The 22,681-nt window shown below is 33.8% G+C and carries 21 protein-coding genes; 11 read left to right on the top strand and 10 right to left on the bottom strand.

The genetic code is table 11. The features are described from left to right. Positions 1-81 precede the first annotated feature (81 nt). Together pafA and VB798_RS20180 are read right to left on the bottom strand one after the other, a co-directional pair. The gene (pafA, locus tag VB798_RS20175; protein ID WP_323689045.1) at positions 82-1,734 is read right to left on the bottom strand and encodes an alkaline phosphatase PafA; all 1,653 of its coding nucleotides are present in this window, start codon (positions 1,732-1,734) and stop codon (positions 82-84) included. 65 nt (positions 1,735-1,799) lie between these two features. After that, on the bottom strand, positions 1,800-2,243 hold the full coding sequence (locus VB798_RS20180) for a type I restriction enzyme HsdR N-terminal domain-containing protein (protein ID WP_323689046.1): 444 nt from the start codon (positions 2,241-2,243) through the stop codon (positions 1,800-1,802). Positions 2,244-2,344: 101 nt separating this feature from the next. Between VB798_RS20180 and VB798_RS20185 the strand changes: the two genes are divergently transcribed. Beyond that, on the top strand, positions 2,345-3,118 hold the full coding sequence (locus tag VB798_RS20185) for an AMP nucleosidase (RefSeq protein WP_323689047.1): 774 nt from the start codon (positions 2,345-2,347) through the stop codon (positions 3,116-3,118). A gap of 53 nt (positions 3,119-3,171) precedes the next feature. On the opposite strand, the gene VB798_RS20190 is transcribed toward VB798_RS20185, so the two are convergent. Further along, entirely contained in the window at positions 3,172-4,425 is a 1,254-nt protein-coding gene (locus tag VB798_RS20190; RefSeq protein ID WP_323689048.1) for an MFS transporter, read from the bottom strand. A gap of 230 nt (positions 4,426-4,655) precedes the next feature. Between VB798_RS20190 and VB798_RS20195 the strand changes: the two genes are divergently transcribed. After that, entirely contained in the window at positions 4,656-5,195 is a 540-nt protein-coding gene (locus tag VB798_RS20195; protein ID WP_323689049.1) for an SRPBCC family protein, read from the top strand. Between the two features lie 19 nt (positions 5,196-5,214). Beyond that, the gene (locus VB798_RS20200; protein ID WP_323689050.1) at positions 5,215-5,646 is read left to right on the top strand and encodes a VOC family protein; all 432 of its coding nucleotides are present in this window, start codon (positions 5,215-5,217) and stop codon (positions 5,644-5,646) included. A gap of 86 nt (positions 5,647-5,732) precedes the next feature. Here the strand turns inward: VB798_RS20200 and VB798_RS20205 are convergent, their stop codons facing one another. Continuing rightward, on the bottom strand, positions 5,733-7,136 hold the full coding sequence (locus VB798_RS20205; protein ID WP_323689051.1) for a tetratricopeptide repeat protein: 1,404 nt from the start codon (positions 7,134-7,136) through the stop codon (positions 5,733-5,735). 178 nt (positions 7,137-7,314) lie between these two features. After that, complete coding sequence (locus tag VB798_RS20210) at positions 7,315-8,340, bottom strand: SDR family NAD(P)-dependent oxidoreductase (RefSeq protein WP_323689052.1); 1,026 nt, start codon at positions 8,338-8,340, stop codon at positions 7,315-7,317. Positions 8,341-8,417: 77 nt separating this feature from the next. On the opposite strand from VB798_RS20210, the gene VB798_RS20215 reads away from it, so the two are divergent. From VB798_RS20215 to VB798_RS20235, 5 genes are all read left to right on the top strand, one after another. Next, positions 8,418-9,353, top strand: a complete 936-nt coding sequence (locus VB798_RS20215) for a Ppx/GppA phosphatase family protein (protein WP_323689053.1) — start codon at positions 8,418-8,420, stop codon at positions 9,351-9,353. A 237-nt stretch (positions 9,354-9,590) separates the two neighbouring features. Then, positions 9,591-10,310, top strand: a complete 720-nt coding sequence (locus tag VB798_RS20220) for a MotA/TolQ/ExbB proton channel family protein (RefSeq protein ID WP_323689054.1) — start codon at positions 9,591-9,593, stop codon at positions 10,308-10,310. A 54-nt stretch (positions 10,311-10,364) separates the two neighbouring features. Beyond that, on the top strand, positions 10,365-10,763 hold the full coding sequence (locus VB798_RS20225; protein ID WP_184131188.1) for an ExbD/TolR family protein: 399 nt from the start codon (positions 10,365-10,367) through the stop codon (positions 10,761-10,763). 45 nt (positions 10,764-10,808) lie between these two features. Next, positions 10,809-11,312: a DUF421 domain-containing protein gene (locus tag VB798_RS20230; RefSeq protein ID WP_323689055.1), complete on the top strand. Its 504-nt coding sequence runs from the start codon at positions 10,809-10,811 to the stop codon at positions 11,310-11,312. Then, positions 11,309-11,971, top strand: a complete 663-nt coding sequence (locus VB798_RS20235; RefSeq protein ID WP_323689056.1) for an MgtC/SapB family protein — start codon at positions 11,309-11,311, stop codon at positions 11,969-11,971. Before VB798_RS20230 ends, VB798_RS20235 begins: the two co-directional genes overlap by 4 nt. Positions 11,972-12,050: 79 nt before the next feature. On the opposite strand, the gene VB798_RS20240 is transcribed toward VB798_RS20235, so the two are convergent. Beyond that, complete coding sequence (locus VB798_RS20240) at positions 12,051-13,364, bottom strand: gluconate:H+ symporter (protein ID WP_323689057.1); 1,314 nt, start codon at positions 13,362-13,364, stop codon at positions 12,051-12,053. A 438-nt stretch (positions 13,365-13,802) separates the two neighbouring features. On the opposite strand from VB798_RS20240, the gene rpsU reads away from it, so the two are divergent. Then, the gene (gene rpsU, locus VB798_RS20245; protein ID WP_184131554.1) at positions 13,803-13,997 is read left to right on the top strand and encodes a 30S ribosomal protein S21; all 195 of its coding nucleotides are present in this window, start codon (positions 13,803-13,805) and stop codon (positions 13,995-13,997) included. A gap of 191 nt (positions 13,998-14,188) precedes the next feature. Further along, positions 14,189-15,073: a tyrosine-type recombinase/integrase gene (locus VB798_RS20250; RefSeq protein ID WP_323689058.1), complete on the top strand. Its 885-nt coding sequence runs from the start codon at positions 14,189-14,191 to the stop codon at positions 15,071-15,073. Between the two features lie 48 nt (positions 15,074-15,121). Here the strand turns inward: VB798_RS20250 and VB798_RS20255 are convergent, their stop codons facing one another. The 4 genes from VB798_RS20255 to VB798_RS20270 form a co-directional block, all read right to left on the bottom strand. Then, positions 15,122-16,657, bottom strand: coding sequence for a P-loop NTPase family protein (locus tag VB798_RS20255; RefSeq protein WP_323689059.1), 1,536 nt, complete (start codon positions 16,655-16,657; stop codon positions 15,122-15,124). A gap of 30 nt (positions 16,658-16,687) precedes the next feature. Continuing rightward, the gene (locus tag VB798_RS20260; RefSeq protein ID WP_323689060.1) at positions 16,688-16,984 is read right to left on the bottom strand and encodes a hypothetical protein; all 297 of its coding nucleotides are present in this window, start codon (positions 16,982-16,984) and stop codon (positions 16,688-16,690) included. A 104-nt stretch (positions 16,985-17,088) separates the two neighbouring features. After that, the gene (locus VB798_RS20265) at positions 17,089-18,207 is read right to left on the bottom strand and encodes a vWA domain-containing protein (protein WP_323689061.1); all 1,119 of its coding nucleotides are present in this window, start codon (positions 18,205-18,207) and stop codon (positions 17,089-17,091) included. A gap of 186 nt (positions 18,208-18,393) precedes the next feature. Next, positions 18,394-19,899 carry a choice-of-anchor I family protein gene (locus tag VB798_RS20270; RefSeq protein WP_323689062.1) on the bottom strand — a complete coding sequence of 502 codons (1,506 nt, stop codon included), beginning with the start codon at positions 19,897-19,899 and terminating at the stop codon, positions 18,394-18,396. 391 nt (positions 19,900-20,290) lie between these two features. Here VB798_RS20270 and VB798_RS20275 point away from each other — a divergent pair, with 391 nt between their 5' ends. After that, the gene (locus tag VB798_RS20275) at positions 20,291-22,663 is read left to right on the top strand and encodes a TonB-dependent receptor (RefSeq protein ID WP_323689063.1); all 2,373 of its coding nucleotides are present in this window, start codon (positions 20,291-20,293) and stop codon (positions 22,661-22,663) included. Positions 22,664-22,681 lie beyond the last annotated feature (18 nt).

Below are 22,681 nucleotides of genomic sequence, written 5' to 3' on the forward strand. Positions count from 1 at the left end.
AGTTAATTAAATTTATTTTTATCAACATTGTACCAAATAAAATAACTAAAAGTGTGCCATTTTTTTGTATAGTAACTTTTTTTATCTTTTCACCCCCGAAATTACTCCTCCAACACTACCATTTGGCTCAAGGATATTCAATAAATCAGCAACGGTTGGTGCAATATCAGAGATATTTGTTCTTGATGTTGTTTCTCCAGCTTTTACCCCCCATCCAAAAAATAACAAAGGAACATGAGTATCATATCTGTAAAGTGAGCCATGTGTTGTACCCGTTTTATAGCCACTAAACCAACTTGGATTTAACACAACAGAAATGTCACCACTTCTTTTAGGATTGTAACCGTTTTTGATAAAGTTCAATTGATAATTCGGTAAAGTAGTATTTCCTAAATTATGTAAATCTACCACGTCAGCCACTTCATCGTGTTGCAACAAAGTCTCTCTGACTACTTCATATACTTGTGAAAATGACAATTTCTTTTCATTTAACAAAGCATGATTCAAATATATTTGAGAATTATCTTCAGCTCTTACAAATTCGCCTTCTCCAAAAGCTGATTTCAAGGCTGTTTTAATTTCAGTTAAAGCTTTAGATCTATCAAAAATACCTGCTGGTAATTTATTATTTTGCCAAAAACCCGGAATGTCAGCTACACCATGATCAGCACTTAAAAATACTACATAATTATTTTTACCAAGTGTTTTATCCAAAGTAGCTAACATTTCAGCAATGTCTTTGTCCAATCTCAAATAAGTATCTTCTACTTCAATAGAGTTTGGTCCAAACGAATGGCCAACATAATCGGTTGAAGAAAAACTTACGGTTAAAAAATCTGTTTTACTTCCTTTTCCCAAGTTTTCGTTTTCTAAAGCTGCCAAAGCAAAATCTTTAGTCAAAGTATTTCCGAAAGGAGTTGTTCTGATTACTTCTAATAAATTTACGCCTGCTCTAGCCACTAATTCGTGCGGAAAAACTGGATTTGTTTCACCAGCCAATTTACTTTCATAAGGCTGATTATCTATTGAGCTTTCTGTGTATTGTTCTATGGGCAAAAGCGTTTTCCAACCTTCAACCATGTATTTTTGTGGCATCTTTTTAGCATTAAAATCTTTTACCCATTGTGGTAAATCATTCATGTAAAAAGACGAAGTAATCCAAGAACCATCTTTAGAATCAAACCAATAAGCACCATTGGCAGTATGTCCTGCTGGTAAAATTGCACCTCTATCTTTCAAAGCAATTCCAATTGTTTTTGATTGATGTGCATTTGCAATTTTCAATTGGTCTGTAATCGTTGAAACTAATAAGTTTTTAGGCGACATCAATCCTGCTTTAGAATTTGCTCCTACTGTTTTTACGGTAGAATCTTCTACACAATATACAGAACGATTATATTTTTGGTCGAACCATTCGTTACCAATAATACCATCAACTGCTGGCACAGAACCAGTAAAAATCGCTGCGTGACCAGCAGCAGTTACCGTTGGAGCATAATCGTAATGATTATTTCTACAATTGAATCCTTCATTCATTAATCTTTTAAAACCACCAGAAGTATATTTATCGTAATAGCGATACAAATAATCATAACGCATTTGGTCAACTACAATACCAACTACTAATTTGGGTTTTGCTAAAGTTGTCTGAGCTGTTGTGGTTTTAGGTTTCTGAGCAAAGGCTGTCGTCAGAACGAAGAAAAATAAAATGGATAAGGAAATTTTTGGAAGCATGATGAAGATTTTTTTCACAAAGGTAATGATGCAAAGGTTGAATGAAATTATTGAAACATGAAATTTTAGACAAATAAAGGTAAATCTTTTAGAAATTCGAGGTGCATATTTTCCCAATTGGTTTTACAACAATGATAAACCATTCCATTGGTAATGGTCAAATACTCTGCCTTTAGTACTTGGTTATATTCCGCAGCTTGGCTAAAAACATTTTGTGTAAGTTTGATGTAAGGCGCTTTACATTCTACAATCATCATTAACTTTCCATCTCTTCCATAAACTTGAATATCAGTGCGTTTTAACAAAGTATTATACTTTAATGAACTCTCTAATTTTATTAAACTTTTGGGATATTGATGTTGGTTTATCAAGAAATGTACAAAATGTTGCCTGACCCATTCTTCGGGAGTAAGTACAATATATTTACGTCTAAGGATGTCATAAATATAGATTTTTTCATCAACTTTCCTTAATTTGTAGTCATAAGGTGGGAGATTTAGATTTTCCAAGGCTCTTGATTAAGTTTTGATTTGATGAATTTCGGATAAGAATCAAGCTACAAATAAAATATAAATCGCCCATTTTCCAATCACAAATTAAAATCAAAATTATGAAAACAAAACAAGACATTGTAGAGAACTGGCTTCCAAGATACACGGGAATGCAACTGAATGAATTCGGACAATACATTTTATTGACAAATTTTAGCAATTACGTCGTGATGTTTGCCCAACAATTTGAAGTAGAAATTAAAGGGAAAGATCGCCCAATGCAAAGTGCTACTGCTAATAATATTTCAATCATCAATTTCGGAATGGGTTCGCCAATGGCGGCTACTGTCATGGATTTACTTTCGGCTATCGAACCTAAAGCAGTTTTGTTCTTAGGTAAATGCGGAGGTTTGAAAAAAAACCTTGGTTTAGGCGATTTGATTTTACCAATTGCTGCTGTACGTGGTGAAGGAACTTCTGACGAATATATGCCAAAAGAAGTACCAGCTTTGCCTTCATTCCGTTTACAACGCTCGGTTTCATCTATGATTAAAAAACATGAACTAGATTATTGGACAGGTCTAGTTTATACAACCAACAGAAGAGTTTGGGAACATGATGAGGCTTTCAAACAATATTTAACTGATATTAGAGCAATGGCGATTGATATGGAAACTGCTACGATTTTTACAGCAGGCTTTGCCAATAAAATTCCTCATGGAGCTTTACTCTTGGTTTCGGATAATCCAATGACACCCGAAGGTGTAAAAACGGAAGAAAGTGATAAAAAAGTAACCACCAATTTCGTAGAAAAGCATTTACAAATTGGTATAGATTCACTAGTAGAACTTGCTAATTCTGGCGAATCTGTGAAACATTTACGATTTGAATAATAAAAAGGATTCACCCAACAGTGAATCCTTTTTATTGCCTTTTTAAAGAGAATTTATACTTTCAACTCTTCCAAACTTTTACTAGCTTCACGTTTTTTGATATATAAATCTACCCAATAAATTAAACCAATTGCTACTAACATCGAACCTATTACGGTATATCCCAACATATCATAATGGTCTAAAATACCATCTGGTCTTTGTACGACAATCAAACCCGCTACAAAAGAAGCGACTCCACCCGAAATCTGTTGAATAGAAGAGTTGATACTCATAAAAGCACCTCTGTCTTTCATCGAAGGAATGGCTGTCATCAAAGCAGAAGATGAAATCATACGAGCAGAAATACCTGTAAAAAGTATCACATTCAGAATAATAATTACCCAAAGTGGCGTAATGCCTAATTGTGTATAGATTCCCACTAAAATCATACTGATGATTGAACCAATGAAAAAAGTATTGAATTTGCCCAATTTGTCGCTCAATTTACCAATCATTGGTCCAAAAATGATTGAAAATATACCCGTTACGCCATACATAATGGGTAATTCTTCTAATTTCAAACCTAGGTTATTTGTTCCATAAGCACTTCCAAAAGGCATTAACATAAATCCACCTGTTGAAAGTAAAATCGTTCCAATAAAAGCTCTTAGATAATGTGGTTCTGAAATCGTTTTAGCAAGATGTTGAAAAGCATTAGAATCACTTTGTATTTTCAAATGCTCTGTTACAGGTTTCATTTTAAGAAAAATAACGATGCCAACAATGATACTCACGCCAACAATCATCCAAAAAGGTGCATGCCAATCAAAGCTATTGGCTAATAAAAGTCCAATCGGCAAACCCAATACTTGACTCGCCGCAAAAGCCATTTGTACAAAACCCATTACTCTTCCACGTACTTCTAATTTGAAAATATCGGAAATAATGGCAAAACCTACAGAACCAATTACTCCCCCGAAAATCCCTGTAAAGATTCTCGCAAATAGTAAGAAGTGGTAATTCGACGCCATCGCACAAAGTGCAGTTCCTATGATAAAACCAACATAAAAAAACAATAAGAATTTTTTTCTATCAAATTTATCGGCAAAACCTGCTGCCAACAGCCCTGAAGCACCAGCGCTAAAAGCATAAGCAGAAACTACAAAACCAAATTGTGAGGTAGTTATTTTTAAGGTCGGCATTAAAATGGCTCCTAGTGGCGACAATACCATAAAGTCTAGAATCACCGTAAACTGAATAAATGCCAAAATGGCAATCATAAAAACCTGATAAGGTGAAAAAACTTTTTCTGTTTGTTGTGTCATCTTGTCTTTTCTTGAAAATTTATCGACAAATTTACAAAAATGTATCAATGTTAAGGCTAAATAGCAAGTCTATTTATTAATCACCTAATTCTAACCATTTCAATGCCTTATTAATATTATTAGAATGTTATTTTGACGGAATTCACCCTGAAATTGCCGTAATCTTTCCATTATAAATCAAAGCATTATCTTAAATTTGTCTTAATAATAAACTTCAAAATTTAACTAAAATGAAAATAGCAAAGAAAATCCTGCTCTCTTTAGCAATCCTCATTGCTGTACTCTTACTTGTAGCATTATTCACTCAAAAAGATTATGTTGTAGAAAGAGAAATCTCTATCAATAAACCTAAAAAAGAAGTATTTGACTACATTAAGTATTTGAAAAATCAAAATGAATACAGCGTTTGGGCAAAAATGGACCCAGCCATGAAAAAAGAATTTAAAGGTACTGATGCCACCGTAGGTTTTGTATCGGCTTGGGAAAGTGATAGTGCAGACGTAGGACAAGGTGAACAAGAAATCAAAAAAATTATAGATGGCGAAAGAATTGAAACAGAAATCAGATTTATTAAACCATTTGAATCAATAGCACCTTCTTACATGACGACAGATTCTATTGATGTTGGACAAACTAAAGTAAAATGGGCTTTTGAAGGACATACTCCCTATCCAATGAATTTGATGTTATTGTTTTTTGACATGGAAACGATGATTGGCGGCGATTTAGAAAAAGGCTTAGCAAACCTAAAAGTAATTCTTGAAAAATAACCTTTAATAACAAATAATCATGGCAGCAATTAACCCTTATTTAGTCTTCAATGGCAACTGCGAAGAAGCTTTTAATTTTTACAAATCTGTATTTGGAGGAGAGTTTCCATACATTGGACGCATGAAAGATGCTCCTTCACAAGAACCTTTGTCGGAAAGTGATGGTGAAAAAATCATGCACGTTACTTTACCTATCAGCAATGGTTATGTTTTAATGGGAAGCGATACTTCTGAAGCACATGGCTTAGTAACTTTTGGTAGTAATTTTTCAATTTCAATCAATGCTGAATCTAAAGAAGAAGCTACGACTTTATTTGACGGACTTTCGGCTGGCGGACAAGTAACGATGCCATTACAAGATACTTTTTGGGGTGCTTACTTCGGAATGTTTATTGATAAATTCGGTATTCAATGGATGGTAAATCACGATACTGCTGAACAAGCTGTATAATTTTGATATTTTTCTGTTAAAAATGATAAAATAAAAAAAGCGACTTTCGATTTAAGAAGTCGCTTTTTTTATGGGTTAAAGAATCTTTATTTTTTGTATTGCTCAATAATTCTAAAGATAGTTTTTTGCGTTTCTAAGCTTTTAAAGTACTCAAACATTAATTCGTGCCCTTCATAACTTAATACCAAAGCTGTTTCTAAATACGTAAATGCTTCTTGAAATTTACCAGCTTTAATTAAATAGATTGAAGCACGATAATACAGTTCAGCTTCTTCTGGCATGATGTCAATCGCTGAAACCATTAGTTCTGAAGCTAGATTAAAATCACCTTGTTCATGAATAATGGCAGACCATTTAATCCACGCCTCTGGATTGATAGGTTCTAATTCAGCCGATTTTTGATAAGCCTCTATACCAGTGGCAATGTTTCCCAAATTTGTCTCGGCATCAGCCATTGCTAACCAATAATAAGCATTTTTATCATCAATACTCAGGGCTTTTTTGATAAAATGGATTGCTTCCATCCATCTTTTCATTTCGCAAAGGCAAATGCCTACACCAAAATAACCATCATCCCATTCAGGGTCGAGTTGAATGGCATATTTATAGTAATGAATTGCTTCTGAAAAGCGTTCTTGGCGTTCAATACTTGCACCTAAACAACAATATACTTCTGGACTTATATCTTCGTGTTCAAGGCAATAACGATAGTTTTCTTCTGCTTTAGCCCAATTACTCAAATTCATGTATGAATTCCCTAAATTGAAATAAGCTGACGAGAATTTATCATTAATCGCAATAGCATATTCATAAGCATCAGCAGCTTCTTCAAACTTGGCTAGTTTTGAATATGCAATTCCGATATTATACCAAGCATTTTCTGAAAAAGGGTCAGTATCAATAAATTGTTGGTAATAAGGAAGAGATTCCTCTAATTTACCAATTTCATCTAAACTGTTGGCTAATTCATAAAGTGCATTTTCATTTTTTATATTAGCTTCAATCGCTTGTTTAAAAGCGGCAACGGCATTGTGATGTTTACCCCAACTTTGATATGCCAAACCGATATGAAAATAAACTTCATCACGTTCTTCGGCAATGTCCAGAATCTCAGTTAAGAGTTCAATCGCAGTTTGATAATCACCTTTCAGATTATGAATGGTGCTTTTAAGGTAAATGGTATCGCTATCAGAAGGGTTAAAAATCTCTGCCTGTGTTACTATTTCTAAGGCTTCATCATGTTTGCCTTGATTAGCTAGCAACTCTGCTTTACAGAGCATTAATTCTAATGAATACGGGTATTGTTCAAGGGCAATGTCACAGGCTTGCATGGCATCTTCTATCTTGCCTTCTTCCATATAATGCTCTACGATTTGTTCGTAGGTATCTAGGTCGAAGAAAGAATTCTCCCTACGTTTGAGCATAGACTCAAAACGCCTCACTGAATGCAGTGTCTCTTCTTGGCGGTCTTCAAAATCTTGTTCCATCATTTTGATTGCAGGGGGTGAGGTGATGTTTATCAGTGGCTGGAAAAATATTTATCATTAGATAATGATGTAACATTTTATACTTTGCCAAATTCTCTTATTGCTAAGATAATAAAAAAACTTTTAATTTACCAAAATCAGCAAGTAAGATTAGATGCTTTTTTGCATTTTTCTAAGAGGATTACTGCTTATTTGTGTACTTTATAGCTAAATTATTACAAATTCGATTTAATGTTTCATCCAAGTCCTTGAATTTCAGTGCCAAAGTTTTTTTTATTTTTTCGTTTGGATAATAGAAATGATGACTCGATGATAACACAGTTTCTTTTGTAATTAAAGGGGCATTACCAGTTAAGTAACTTTTAAGTGCCTCTACACGCCAAATAATGGCTGTTAAAAATTTACTTATTAACTTTCTTGGGGGCTTTTTATTGAGTAATTGTGCTACTTTCTCGAAAAAATCTTTGAAAGTAATATGCCCACTGTTTACAATGAACCTTTCGCCAGAAATATCGGAGGTCGTCAATTGAAAAATACTTTCAGCTACATCCTGAACATCTACATAATTTAAAGTGCCTTGCGGATAGAAATTATGTTCTTCATTGGCATATTTGAATAATTGCGTACTGCTTTTCGTCCAATCGGCTTCGCCTAATATTAATGAAGGATTGACGATGACTGAGGCTAATCCTTCAGAAAAACCTCTCCAAATTTCCATTTCTGCTAAATATTTCGATTTAGCATAATTTGAATTGAGCGGACTTTCTTCCCAAGTTGATTTTTCATCAATTGATATAATGGATTCAGCTTTCGAATCTACAGGAATTTTGCGCCCTAAAGCTGCAACAGAACTCACAAAGCAAATTTTCTTTACTCCATTTGTCAAGCAACTATTCACAATATTAGCTGTGCCTTCAATGTTGGTTTTAAACATGCTGTCACGGTCTTTTGGCGCAAAAGAGACAATGGCAGCCGCATGAACGACCAAATCAATATCTTTCATCAATTCATCCAAGAACATTACATCTAAAATGTCACCTTCTTTCCAAGTGATTTTATTGGTAATGTCTTTGACCAACGACAAGTCGCTTGTATTTCTTTTTAAGCCAATTACTTGATAGCCAGCTTCTAAGAAACGCTTAGCTACAAAACTACCCACCAAGCCAGTAATGCCAGTGATTAGGATATTTTTAGGTTCTTGAATCACAATAATTTTAACATAGAAACATTCACGTACATTTGCATTGACAAAGGTAAATCCAAATCATCAGAATCAATTATAAAGTGATAAAGAAAGCGTTTATAGATTTAGGTACAAATACTTTTCAGCTACTTATTGTAGCACAAGAAGGTAATACTTACCAAAAAATACATGAAGATAGTTATGCAGCTAAAATTGGTTTGGGAGGTATTTCTTCGGGAATTATTACTCAGGAAGGAGTGGAAAGAGCCGTATTTGCTTTAAAATACTTTCAAGAAAAGTTAAGTGAAGAAGGAGTGATTTCTGAAAATATTTTTGCCACAGCAACAAGTGCTGTTAGAAATGCTAGCAATGGCGAAGGTTTCTGTGAGGAAATTTTTCAACGAACAGGCATTTTAATTAAAGTAATTTCTGGAGAAGAAGAAGCTGGATTGATTTATGAAGGAGTAAAATTAGGCACACCTATTGGAAATGATACTTCTTTAATCATTGATATTGGTGGAGGTTCTGTTGAATTTATCATTTGTAATCAGGATAGAATTTTTTGGAAACAAAGTTTTGAAATAGGCGGACAACGTTTGATGGATAAATTCATGAATACTGACCCTATTTCTCCTCGCTCTGTTCAATCATTAAAAGATTATTTAGAAGAACAATTATTGCCTTTGACCAACGCTGTGCATCAATATGCACCAATTTGTGTCATTGGTTCGGCTGGTTCTTTTGAAACCTTGATTGACCTTTACTTTATGAAAACTTTTGGTCAATTACCACCTATAGAACAGGTTTCTTTTGAATTACCCATTGCCGAATTTTATGATTCATTCTTGAAAATTGTTTCCAGCAATCGTGAACAACGAATGGCTTTAGCTGGAATGATTGAACTTCGTGTTGATATGATTGTAGTCGGTGTTTGTTTGATTGATTTTGTTTTGAAGCGATACGACATTCGTCAAATAAAAGTATCAAACTTTGCGTTAAAGGAGGGTGTTCTGAGTAAGCAACTCTCGTTGAATTGATTTTAAAGGTAAATTTTCTTTTTAAGATTTAGCCCAAAATACATTCACATAATGTTTTAATACTGAGATTTTTAAGTTTTTGTAAGCAATTGCATTACCAAGAATTTTCAGATAAGGCATATCACATAAGTCATTTTTTTTCGTTAAACTTGTTAAAAATTAATTAATCTTCAACATTTTTTTTAAACGATTCAAGCCCAAATTTTAAACTTGACTCTTCGTAATCCGTAAAAAGCTATGCAGATTTTTCAAAGTATCCTATTGCAAACTAACGTTATTTCTCCTGATTCTGTGGCTACTTCTGTAGCAAATGGAGTAACTAAAGCTGATCAAGAAATGAATATTTTGAACCTCTTAGAAAAAGGAGGTTGGGTAATGATTCCAATTTTTGTATTGTTTTTTATTGCCTTGTTTTTATTTTTAGAAAGATATTTTTATATCCGTAAAACAGCTAAACTTGATAATAATTTCCTGTTTTCTATCCGTGAAATGCTCTATGCAGGCAATGTACAAGGTGCAGTGGCATATTGCAAGAACGCACAATTCCCGATTGCTAGATTATTAGAAAAAGGATTGAATCGTTTGGGTTCGCCCATTCGTGATATTGAAACAGCGATTGAAAATACTGCAAGAGTTGAGATTTATAACATGGAAAAAAACCTTGGTTTTCTTTCTGCCATTGCAAAAATTGCTCCGATGTTTGGTTTCTTAGGTACTGTTTCAGGGATGATTCGTACTTTTCATAATATTTCGGTGGCGAATAAAATTGATATTAGTACGATTGCAAGTGGTATTTATGAGAAAATGGTTACTTCGGCTACAGGTTTGATGGTGGGTATTATTGCTTACTTTTTCTATACCATTTTAACTACGATGATTGACCGTGCTGTAAACAAAATGGAAATTACTGCTATCGACTTCTTAGATATTTTGCATAAACCAGCATCAACTAAATAATTTTTAATGGCTGATTGCTGAAATAAGGCATTCATTCTTCATTGTTGAAAAAATATGAATATAAGAAAACGTACTCGTGAACAATCGGAAGTTGAGACTGGTGCATTAGCGGATATACTCTTTTTCTTGATGATGTTCTTCTTGATGATTTCAACCTTGGCTAGTCCAGATGCTATAAAGTTGTTATTGCCAGAATCATCAACTGCCCAACAAACGGCAACTAAAGAGAATATTAGATTAACCGTTGATGAAAACAATAATTACTTCGTTGATGATAACCCTGTTCCTTTCGAAGAACTAGAAGTATATCTTGGTGAAGAAGCTAAAAAGAAAGGTTCGGAAACTGTCATTCTAAGAATTGCGAAAGATAGAACTGTACAAGATTTGACCAAAATCCATGACATTGTTGCTCGATTGAATTTAGGTATGGTTATGGCAACCGATAAATTGTAGTTGTAGAGAATAAATTGAAAGCTCGTCGCTATGACCAACTAAGCAATGGATTACCTCATTATATCTTTTAAATCAATAGCCGTTTACGTGTTCATCGTAGCGGCTATTCGTTTGTTTGGCAAAAAGGAATTATCTCAATTATCTGTGATTGATTTAGTTTTTATTCTCTTGATTTCAAATGCAGTGCAGAACGCAATGGTTGGCGATAATACTTCTCTTTTCGGAGGTTTTGCTGCTGCGGGCAGTTTGTTTGTCATGAACTTTATCTTGAAAAAAGTAATGTTTAGCAATCAAGCCATCAGTAAAATTATCCAAGGCGAGCCTTTGATGTTGGTGTATCAAGGAAAAATTAAAGAGCAAGCTTTACAAAAATCAGGACTTTCATTAGAAGAATTGAATGCTGCTATTCGTGAACATGGTGTAGAAAGTATCGAAAAGGTTGATTTAGCAGTATTGGAAGTGGACGGAAATATTAGTGTTTTGTCCAATAATTATGTACATAAAACATCTCAAAAAAGAAAAATTCATAAAGCACTAACCAAAAAATGAGTGATTTAGAAATACTATTTAATCACATTTTTTATAATGATGATTTCTTGAAAATCTTAGCATCTACAGTTGTGGGTGCTTTGATTGGTTTAGAACGTGAATATCGAAGTAAATCTGCTGGTTTGCGAACTTTTACGTTGATTTCAGTGGGCTGTACAATTTTTACGATTTTATCGGAAAAAATGGGTATTGCTCTTTCGCCTGATCGTATTGCTGCCAATGTGGTTACTGGAATTGGTTTTTTGGGTGCTGGAGTAATTTTCAGAACGGATGATAAAATAAAAGGACTTACAACAGCTACAATTATTTGGGTTACTGCTTCTTTAGGAATGGCAATTGGCGATGGGCATATTTTACTTTCTTTCCTTGGAACTAGCGTTGTTTATATTGTTTTAGGGCTTTTTGTAAAACTTGAAGTAATCATGGAAAGGTATGGTCGTACTCATAATTATCGAATTGTTTGCGAGTACAGTCCTGATTGTTTTAAGAAATTAGAGACAATTTTTGAGCAATGTAATTTAGTAGCTAAAAGAGAAAAACAGATAATTAAAAATAATTTGTTAGTGAGTAGTTGGTCTATTCGTGGGCGTTCTTCTAAGCACGATAAATTAGTGAAAAAATTAATGGCGGATAATTCGATTAAAGAATTAGAGTTTTAGTAATAATGACGATATTTTTCTTCCGAAATAAAATTACTGGTGTTGATGAAGGCAATCACCAACACCAGTATCAATATAATTAAATCACGGCATCCAGAATCAGAACACCAATTAATCCTACCACTGCTACAATACTTTCCATCATCGACCAAGACTTAATAGTATTTTTGATACTAAGGTTGAAGTACTCTTTAAATAACCAAAAACCAGGGTCATTTACGTGCGAGAACATCAAACTTCCTACACCAATAGACAAAACCATCAAGTTTGGATTCACTCCAGATTGAGCCACCAATGGTGCCATAATTCCCGCAGTTGTTAGTCCAGCTACAGTTGCAGACCCTAAACAAACTCGGATAATAGCCGCTACTAACCAACCTAAAATCAAAGGATCTAAAGGTAAAGTTTTTAGGATAACTGCAATTTCATTGCTTACACCACCATCCATCAGAATTTGTTTTAAAGCACCAGCACCACCAATGATTAAGATAATCATTGATACATCTTTTACGGCTTCTGTATAAATCGACATGATGGTTTTCATAGAAGTTCCCATGTTTCTACCTAAAGTAAATGTTGCTACAAGTACAGAAATCAACATTACAATCGAAGGGTCAGCCACAAATACACCAAATGATTTTAGCGATTCATTTTCTTTCCAAAATGTTGCTAAAAGTGTGGTTGATGCCAATAAAATAACGGGCAAAAGCGAAGTCAAAAAGCTATTTAAAGTACTTGGTAATTGCTCTTCAGGAAGTGTTTTACTTTGAAACGTTTCTAATGGTTTTGAAGGAATATTTTTGAGTGTCAAAGAAAAAATAGGCCCAGCGATAACGATTGTTGGAATGGCGATAATAATACCATAAACCAAAGTAAGTCCCATATCGGCGTTAAATTGAGCAACCAAAGCCGCAGGAGAGGGGTGAGGAGGTAAAAATCCGTGAGCAACTGATAATGATGCCAACATCGGTAGTCCGATGAAAACAGCAGGCAATTTATATTGATTAACTACAGAAAATATCAGCGGAATCATTAAAACAAAACCCACATTATAAAAAAGTGGAATACCAATGATAAAACCCGTACAAACTAAACCCCATTGGATGTATTTTTCACCGAAAATCTTCATCATTACTGAAGCGATTTTCTGAGCAGCACCGCTTTCAGCAACAATTTTACCAAGCATAGCACCCAAGGCAATAACAATTACTAATGAACCCAACATATCACCAACGCCTTTTTGTAGAGATTTTCCAATACTGCTTAAAGGAATACCTGTAGTGATACCAGCAACAATAGAAACGATAAGGAAAGCTATAAAGGGATTAAGTTTTCCCCAAGTAATAAGCAGGACTAAAAGTCCAATACACAATAAAATAATAAATAACGTCATAGTTTGTATTAATTGGATAAGATAAATAATATGATAAACCTAAACATTTGGACTGTATGATTTATCCTTTTTTGAAATAATTTTAATAAAATCAGTCTTAGACATTTTCGTCAATTATTTTTACAAGAGAACAAGGTATAAACATAAGACTGATTTTATAGGAAATGCCCTATGTTTACTCAATAAAATCTAATTCAAAGCCATAAGAAGATTTAGTAAAATCTTTACTTGTCTTCAATTGATACTTATTGGTTAAAAAATAAGAATAAAGTAAGATGTTGCTAATATAAATATAATTATGAGACCAAAAAAGAGCTAAATGTAGCTACAACCTCTCATCAATCAGGCAATTATTGCTTAAATTACTTGACATTTAAAGAAGTAAGTTTTATCTTTGCACCTCTATTACAAAAAAAGATTTTAAACAAACAAAATAATATGCTGATTATCAATATTAAAGAAAACGAGTCAATCGACAAAGCGTTAAAAAGATTCAAGAAAAAATTTGAAAAAACTGGCGTTGTAAAGCAACTTCGTAAACGTGCGGCATTTGAGAAACCATCAATTGGCCGTCGTACTGAAATCATTCGTGCGTCATACAAACAAAGAATGTACGGTAACGAAGAAGCATAGTTCATAGATTGATTTTTTTTAAATAACAGAAGTATTTTGTTATCAATTTAATCGTGAATTAAGCCGATAACCGTCAGCATCATAAGAAACGTCTGAATAAACATAGTTTGTTCAGACGTTTTTGTTTTTAGCAGCTTTGTTGTAAATTATGAGTGTTAAGCATCTCAATTTTGTAAAATCCCAAGAACTCAATGCCAGAAATTATCGATTTTTTTATCAAATACATTCAATTTGAAAAGCGAAGTAGCGAACATACTGTTACGGCTTATCGTTCTGATATGAAGCAGTTTACTGAGTATTTGGTAAAATCTTATGAATTTGAACATCCACAATTAGCAGATTTTCAGATGATTCGTTCATGGATTGTTTCTTTGGCAGAAGCGAAAGTAGAGAATCGTTCTATCAATCGTAAAATTGCTACACTCAGAACTTTCTATAAGTTTTTACTCAGGAAAAAAATCATTGAAAAAGACCCAATGTTTAAGGTTTCTGCCATGAAAACCCAGAAAACCATTCCTTCTTTTGTGCGTGAAACTGAATTAGATACTTTGCTGGATGATGTAGAATTTACACAAGATTTTATGGGAGTACGTGATAAATTGGTGTTAGAATTACTGTATGGTACAGGAATGCGTCTTTCTGAAATGATTGAATTGAAAGAAAGTGATATTGATTTTTACAGCAGAACGCTTACTGTTTTAGGAAAGCGCAATAAGCAAAGAATTATTCCAATCAATCAGCAATTGGTCAATTTGATTCAGGCATATCAATCCTATAAAAATGCTGAAAATTTAGGGAACGAATATTTGATTATTACTGATAAAGGAGAGAAAAGTTATCCCGTTTTGATTCAAAGAATTACCAAAAAATACTTGTCTTTAGTAACGACATTATCTAAAAAATCACCTCATATTTTACGACATTCTTATGCTACGCATTTGCTAAATAATGGAGCAGATTTGAATGCCATTAAGGATTTACTTGGTCATGCTTCGCTTTCAGCAACACAAGTTTATACACATAATTCAATGGAAAAGATTAAGAAAATTTACGAACAGGCACATCCAAAGGCATAAATAAAAAAGCGCTTGACAATTTTAATTTGTCAAGCGCTTTTTTATTACTTACTTATAATCTTCTTCGTCATCATCGAATTTGAACTTATCCAAATCGAAAAGAGAATCTGTTAAATCTTTGAACTGAAGTCCTTTTTCAAGGTTCTTTTTAGAAATGATTGAGAATTCTGATAAACCGTGCAAAACAAATTCCATCATAAACAATTTTTCTCTTCCTTGAATCGCTGGATAAACTTTTTCAATTAAATCATCTAACCCTTCAATGGTTCTTAAACGAGCAGAGTACTCGCTGTCTGAACAATCATTTAAAATATCCATGACGTTTCCATCCATAAACCAATCAATAATTGGTTTGTAAGGATTTTTACCTGCTTTATCTTTAGCAGCTTTCTTGATTTTTTCTGGATCTGGGAAGAAATTCAAGAATTGTGCTCTGATAGCTTTTCCAACCAAATTCTGAGCAACAATTACTGGTCCTTCTACTTCACCTTCATAAACCAATTCTACTTTGCCACAAACCGCAGGAATAACACCAATTAAATCGGCAACACGTACATAAGTTTTGTCTTCGCCGTTGATTAATGCTCTTCTTTCAGCCGAAGAAATTAGATTTTCATACGCTGAAATCGTCATGCGGGCTGAAACGCCTGATTTTGCATCTACAAATTCGGAAGAACGAGCTTCAATCGCAATTTGCTCAATCAAATCATCCATGATATGATTGGTTGTTACTAATTCTTCTTGTTCGCCTTTTAGTTTTGCTTCTTGTAAAGTAATCTTTTTCCCGATTTCCAAAGTTTTCGGATAATGCGTAACAATTTGTGAGTCGATTCGGTCTTTCAAAGGCGTTACAATTGAGCCACGATTGGTATAATCTTCTGGATTGGCAGTAAAAACAAATTGCAAATCTAAAGGCAAACGAATCTTGAAACCACGAATTTGAATATCACCTTCCTGCAAAATATTGAATAATGAAACCTGAATACGAGCTTGCAAATCTGGTAATTCGTTAATCACAAAAATACAACGATGCGAGCGTGGAATCAGTCCAAAATGTACTACTCTTTCATCAGAATAAGGCAAACGTAAAGTCGCAGCTTTAATTGGGTCGGCATCTCCAATCAAATCGGCTACAGAAACGTCTGGCGTTGCTAATTTCTCGGTATAACGTTCGTTTCGGTGCATCCAAGTAACGGGTGTTAAATCACCATGTTCTTCGATTAAATCTTTTGCAAAACGAGAAAGTGGCTGCATCGGGTCATCATTCAACTCAGAACCTTTTACCACAGGAATGTATTCGTCTAATAAATTCACCATCAAACGGGCAATACGAGTTTTGGCTTGTCCACGTAAACCCAATAAATTGATATGATGTTGAGAAAGTATCGCTCTTTCAATATCAGGAATTACGGTGTCTTCATAGCCCCAAATTCCTTCAAAAACGTTCTCTTTATTTTTGATTTTTACAATTAAATTATCTCTTAATTCATCTTTAATTGATTTTGGTTGATAACCTGATGCTTTTAATTGACCAAGCGTATGAATGTTTAAAAGAGCTTTTGAATCGATAGTTTTGTATGACATTATGCTATTTTATCTTATGAAAAATGAGATTTATTTTAAGTGTGAAAGATTCTTTTTGTTCAAGCTTGCCGAACCGTAACTTCGGTTAGCAATAAAACCAAGAACATCTCTATTTTGTATATTTTGCCCTTTCATTTTTAATCTGAGCACTTCTGAATATGCTTCTGCATAATTTTCGTCATCATAAGATTTTGCTACAAACAAATCTCTTGAAAATGGTTCACCTTGGGCTCTGTATGGTGAAATTTTTGCCTTTGCTTCGTGGTCAATACACTGTAAGTAGGCTTCGTGCTTTTCAGCGGCTATATAAATGGGTTTTAAATTCATGATTTCTGAAATTTTTGGGGTTTAAAGATGTGGTTTATAAATTAAAGTATTGGATATTAGAGTCTTAAACTCAACATTCATCACTCACAATTCATAACTCTTATTTACCTCACACCTTTCTTTCTGTTTTTTTCATAATCTTCAAAAATGAACTCGCCTAGTCCTTTTAATGAAGAATAATATGCTCGTCCGTTATTTATCTTGGTGAATTCTTGAACAAATTCTTTTAGATATTGGTCACGAGCAATCATAAAAGTTGTTACTGGGATTTTTAAACGACGACACTGTGCCGCCAAGGTTAACGTTTTATTTAATATTTTTTTATCTAATCCAAATGAGTTTTTATAATAACGAATACCTTCTTTCAAACAAGTAGGTTTGCCGTCGGTTATCATAAAAATCTGTTTGTTTTTATTTTTTCTTCTTCTTAATAAATCCATTGCCAATTCTAAACCAGCAACAGTGTTGGTATGATATGGTCCAACTTCTAAGTATGGTAAATCTCTTACTTGTATTTGCCAAGCATCGTTTCCAAAAACAATCACATCTAAAGTATCTTTCGGATACTTCGTCATGATTAATTCTGCCATTGCCATCGCAACTTTTTTAGCTGGCGTAATTCTGTCTTCACCATACAAAATCATAGAATGTGAAATATCAATCATCAAAACGGTTGAAGTTTGTGCTTTGTACTCTTTGTCAACGATTTCTAAATCGTTTTCAGTAAGCATAAAATTTTCAACACCATTATTGATTTGTGCATTTCTGATAGATTCTGTCATCGCAATTTGGTCCATTGCATCACCAAATTGAAACTCTCTTCTATCTGTATTGTTTTCATCGCCTGTTCCTTGGTAAGGCGTTCTATGATTTCCGTTTGAACCTGTTTTCTTTAATTTACCGAAAATCTCATCTAAAGATTGTTTCCTAATACTTTGTTCGCCTTTAGAAGTAAGTATTTGTTCTTCTTCGCCTTCTTCGTTTTTTTCTTCTTTAATATAGCCTTTGGCTTTTAAGTCTTCGATGAAGTCAGCAATTCCGTAAGATTCGTCAGTAAGATTATATTGTTTGTCTAAAGATGTTAACCATGTTAATGCTTCGGAAACATTACCCGCTGTCATGGTTACTAATTGATTAAAAATATCTAAAAGCTGGTCGAATTTGGCCTTTTTGCCGTCTTCGGTTTCCTGTGGAATATATTCTGAAAAACGATAGCCAAGCATATTTGATTTTGGATTGATGAGTATTATTTTGCGATTTTTTTTCGCATAGTATAAATATAAAACAAAAAGTTTGTTGAATGGGTTTAAAACTGAACGATAATTAATCAAAACAAAGCAAAAAATCCATACAATTAGCTTTCACTAAAAGTATGGATTTCAAGAAAGATATTTAGAGACTCAGTAAAATTATAGGGTATTTGGCTTGTAAACCTTGATTACTCCATCGTTTTCGCTACTTACAACCAACAAACTTTTTTGTGTTGGACTATTTTTAGCAGGAATAAATAAAACACCTTCTGGTGCATCACCACATTTTAAAATTTGTAAGAAAACAGGATTTGTTGGGATTGTTACATCATAAACAGCTACTGCATCTACTCTTTCCATTCCTACAAAGGCTACTTTTTTATTGCCAACAGTACCAATTGTGATGCCTTCTGGTTCGATAGATTTATCGTCGCTTCTTGTATCGTCATACAGATTTGCAGCAATCACTTTAGTATCTAATTCATTTTTGCTATCGAATACCAAAGCTCCGTCGTTTCCATTCCAAACGCTAAAAGAACGTGCACCTAATGAATAAAGAAAATCATAATCTCCATCACCGTCAGTATCACCTAAAGTAGTTGTTACATTTAATCTACCTGCTTTTTCAGCTTTAATAAGGTCTGTTGCATTTGGGAAAGCTGATGCATCCAATTTCAACGCACTTACTCTTTTAATTTCAGCGAAAGCATCATATTCTCTAGCATCACCTTCGTTAGCAGTAAATAAGTAAGGAATTCCAGCATGTTGTATAAAAGCAATGGCATCAGGTTGATACATTCCTTTTACTTTCCATTTGCCTAATGCGACGGCGTTATCTCTGTCACTAATATCAACAGTGTTTCCATCAACATCATAATCTTTGAAACCAAGTGGTAGGATAGAAGTAATCGTTTTTGTTTCAAGATTTAATTTTGCAATGGCGTTATTTTCTTGTAGAGTAACCCAAGCAGTTTTTGAATCATCAGAAACCGCAATGTATTCTGGTTCAATATCTTTGGCAAAAGTGGCGTTTAATCCGAAAATTCTTAATCCTTTTGCCATTAAAGCCGTTTGTTGACTAGCAAAACCAGCGAAATCAATTGTTGTTACAGCATAATTATTATTGACAGCAATAATAGAAATAGAACCTATAGGGTCATTTGTGTAAGTAGCATTGGGTTCTCCTTCATTAGCTGTAAGAATTAAATTACCATCTGGAGAATAAGTAATCATGTCTGGTAAAGCTCCAACAGTAACTACTTTTACTTCTTTGTAATCTGAAGTATTGAAAACCGCAACTTTACCATTTGCTTGTTTATCTGATGCTTCAATAGCCGCTGCTACTTTACCGTTTGAAACGGCAACGCTATTCACAGCTCCACCATAAGGCGTCATGCTAATTGAGCCGATTACCTTCATATTGGTTGGGTCTGCAAAATCAATGACATCAATTTTGTTGACCGTTCCATTATTTACTACAAATAAACGTTTTGTTTGTGGGTCATAAGCCGAAATTTCGGCTGCACCAACATCACCAATATCGATACTTCCGATTTCTGCAAATGTTGCAGCATCTTCATTCACGAAAAATTCTTCTTCGTTTTTATCGCAACTCAACAATAGGGATGTTAGTAAGAGGGAAAGGGAGAGTAATGTTTTTTTCATTTCTTTTTTTCTGCAAAACTATGTTCGAGATAAAAGAAGCTTGTTAACAGAGGGTTAATTCTGGGTTAATTTATCTCGCTAAAATCAAAATAGCGATAGGAAATACTTTCTTTAAAATACTGTAATTGAAAAAATAAATGAAGTAATCTTTTGATTATTAGATGTTTATTGATTGTTGTTTAAATCCAGTCTAAATAAAATTACGTATTTGTTTGTAATTAGTCTAAATAGGCGATAATTTTGTGCCATTAATAAATCAATGACCAAGTATTGAAGATTTAATGAGACAATGTCTTTTCTTAATACCTCTAAACTATTTTTCACGAATAATCCATTTATAAATATATTTTTTTGATTAAGTGATTAGAATTAGTCCAAATAAAACAATAAAATGAAAAAATCTATTCAAAATTTCTGCTTAATAATTTTTTTAATGATTAGTGGAAGTATCGTTGCTTTTGCTCAGACTGGAAGTATTAAAGGTAAAGTAACTGATAAAAGTGGGGATGCTATTCAATTTGTAAATATTAGTATCAAGAATTCAAAGCAAGGAACAATCTCAAACGAAGACGGAGAGTTTTTGCTTAAAAATGTTAAAACAGGCGAAGCAACACTTATTATGCAATTTGTAAGTTTGAAAACCCTAGAAAGTAAAGTAAATGTTAAAGCTGGTGCTGTAAGTGAAGTTAATTTTTCTTTAGAAGAAGGTTCAAACGAATTATCAGAAGTAACTGTGATGGGTGTACAGTCTGCTAATGAAAAAACAGTAACTATTGGTAAAATTGCCATCAAGCCAATGGATTTACCACAAGCGGTTGCCACAATTGATAGAACAGTGTTGGAACGTCAACAAGTTTTACGTTTAAGCGATGCTTTAATGAATGCAAACGGTGTGTATATCATGGGTAGCACGGGTGGTTATCAAGAAGAAATTGCGGGTCGTGGTTTTGCTTTTGGTAGTTCAAATACTTTTAAAAATGGCGCTAGATATTTTAACGGTACTTTACCTGAAATGTCTTCTATCGAAAAAGTAGAAATCATGAAAGGAAGTACTGCAATCTTATTTGGTAACGTTGCTGCTGGTGGTATTTTGAATTTGGTAACAAAAAAGCCAAAATTTGAATCAGGCGGTTCTGTTTCGATGCGTTTAGGTTCATATAACTTTTATAAGCCTACGGTTGACTTGTACGGTGCTGTACTTGGAAGTAAAAAAGTAGCGTATCGTATCAATGGTACTTATGAAAAAGGAAATAGTTTCCGTGATGATGTGAATTCTGAAAGAGTTTATGTAAACCCTTCTTTATTGTTCAAATTGAGTGATAAAACGGAAATCATTTTGGAAGGTGATTATATGAAAGACCGCAGAACGGCTGATTTCGGAGTTGGTGCTATCAATTATGTAATTACAAACTTACCTCGTGAAAAATTCCTTGGTGTTAAATGGTCATATTTCGACATCAAACAACAAACTGCCAATGTAACCATTAATCACCAAATCAGTAATAACTGGAAAATTTCTGGAACGGCTGCTTACAGAGCTTACCAAAGTGAATTATTTGCTACTACTCGTCCAACAACGATTGCTGCTGATGGTAGATTAGTAAGAAGTATCCAACGTTCGGAAGTAGATGAGAAATATTTGATGGGGCAAATTGATTTGACTGGTCAATTCAAAACTGGAAAAATTGGACATAATGTGTTGATTGGTACTGATGTTGATAGCTACGATACTAAAACTACTTCATTTACTGCGGCTGTTTATGATACAATCAATGTTTTCAACTCAGAAATTATCGACAAACGTAGCGATAGACCAAACTTAGCAGTGAATACAATCACTACTGCACCAGTAAATCGTGTAGGTATTTATGCACAAGATTTAGTAAGTATTTCAGATAAATTCAAATTCTTAGCTGGTTTACGTTATAGTTATCAAGAAACAAAAAGCTCGGTATTAACAGTAAAAACAAATGCTACTGTAGAATCGTCAGCTTATGATGATGCGCTTTCTCCACGTTTAGGTTTGGTGTATCAACCGAACAAGCGTATGGCTTTCTTCAGTAGTTACTCAAACTCGTTTACTTTGAATACGGGTGTTGATATTTACGGAACAGCTTTGAAACCATCATTGATTGACCAAGTAGAATTGGGTATGAAAAATGAATTATTCAATGGTTTAGTTTCGGCAAACGTAACAGTTTACCAAATTAAGAACAGTAATTTAGCTCAAACTGCTTTGGTTGATAAAGACGGTAAAGCAAACAGTAACACAAACATCAAAGAATTAGCAGGCGAAGTAACAAGCCAAGGTGTTGAAGTTGACTTAAAAAGTAAACCTTTCTTAGGTTTCTCAGTAATGGCTGGTTATAGCTACAACGAAACAAAATATACTGCTAGTAACATTTATATTGTTGGAAGTTTGTTGAGATATAATCCAAATCACACAGCGAATGCAAGTATCTATTATACTTTCTCTGACACAAAATTAAAAGGCTTGAATCTTGGTTTAACTGCAATGTATTTTGGCGAAAGAGTTGCTGGTCGCTCAACAAGATTAACAGTTGCTAACGATGCTTTCAAATTGATTCCTGTAAATGCTTACACGCAAATTGATGCAAGTATCGGATACAACTTCAGAAAGTATTCATTGAGAGGAAAAGTATCAAACATTTTAAACGAAATGAGCTACAATGTTCATGACGATAACTCTGTAAATCCTATCGCACCAAGAATGGTTTCTTTGACTGTAGCGTATAAATGGTAGTACGTAGAAAGTAAAGGT

Source organism: Arcicella lustrica, from assembly GCF_034930985.1.
GTDB lineage: Bacteria > Bacteroidota > Bacteroidia > Cytophagales > Spirosomataceae > Arcicella > Arcicella lustrica.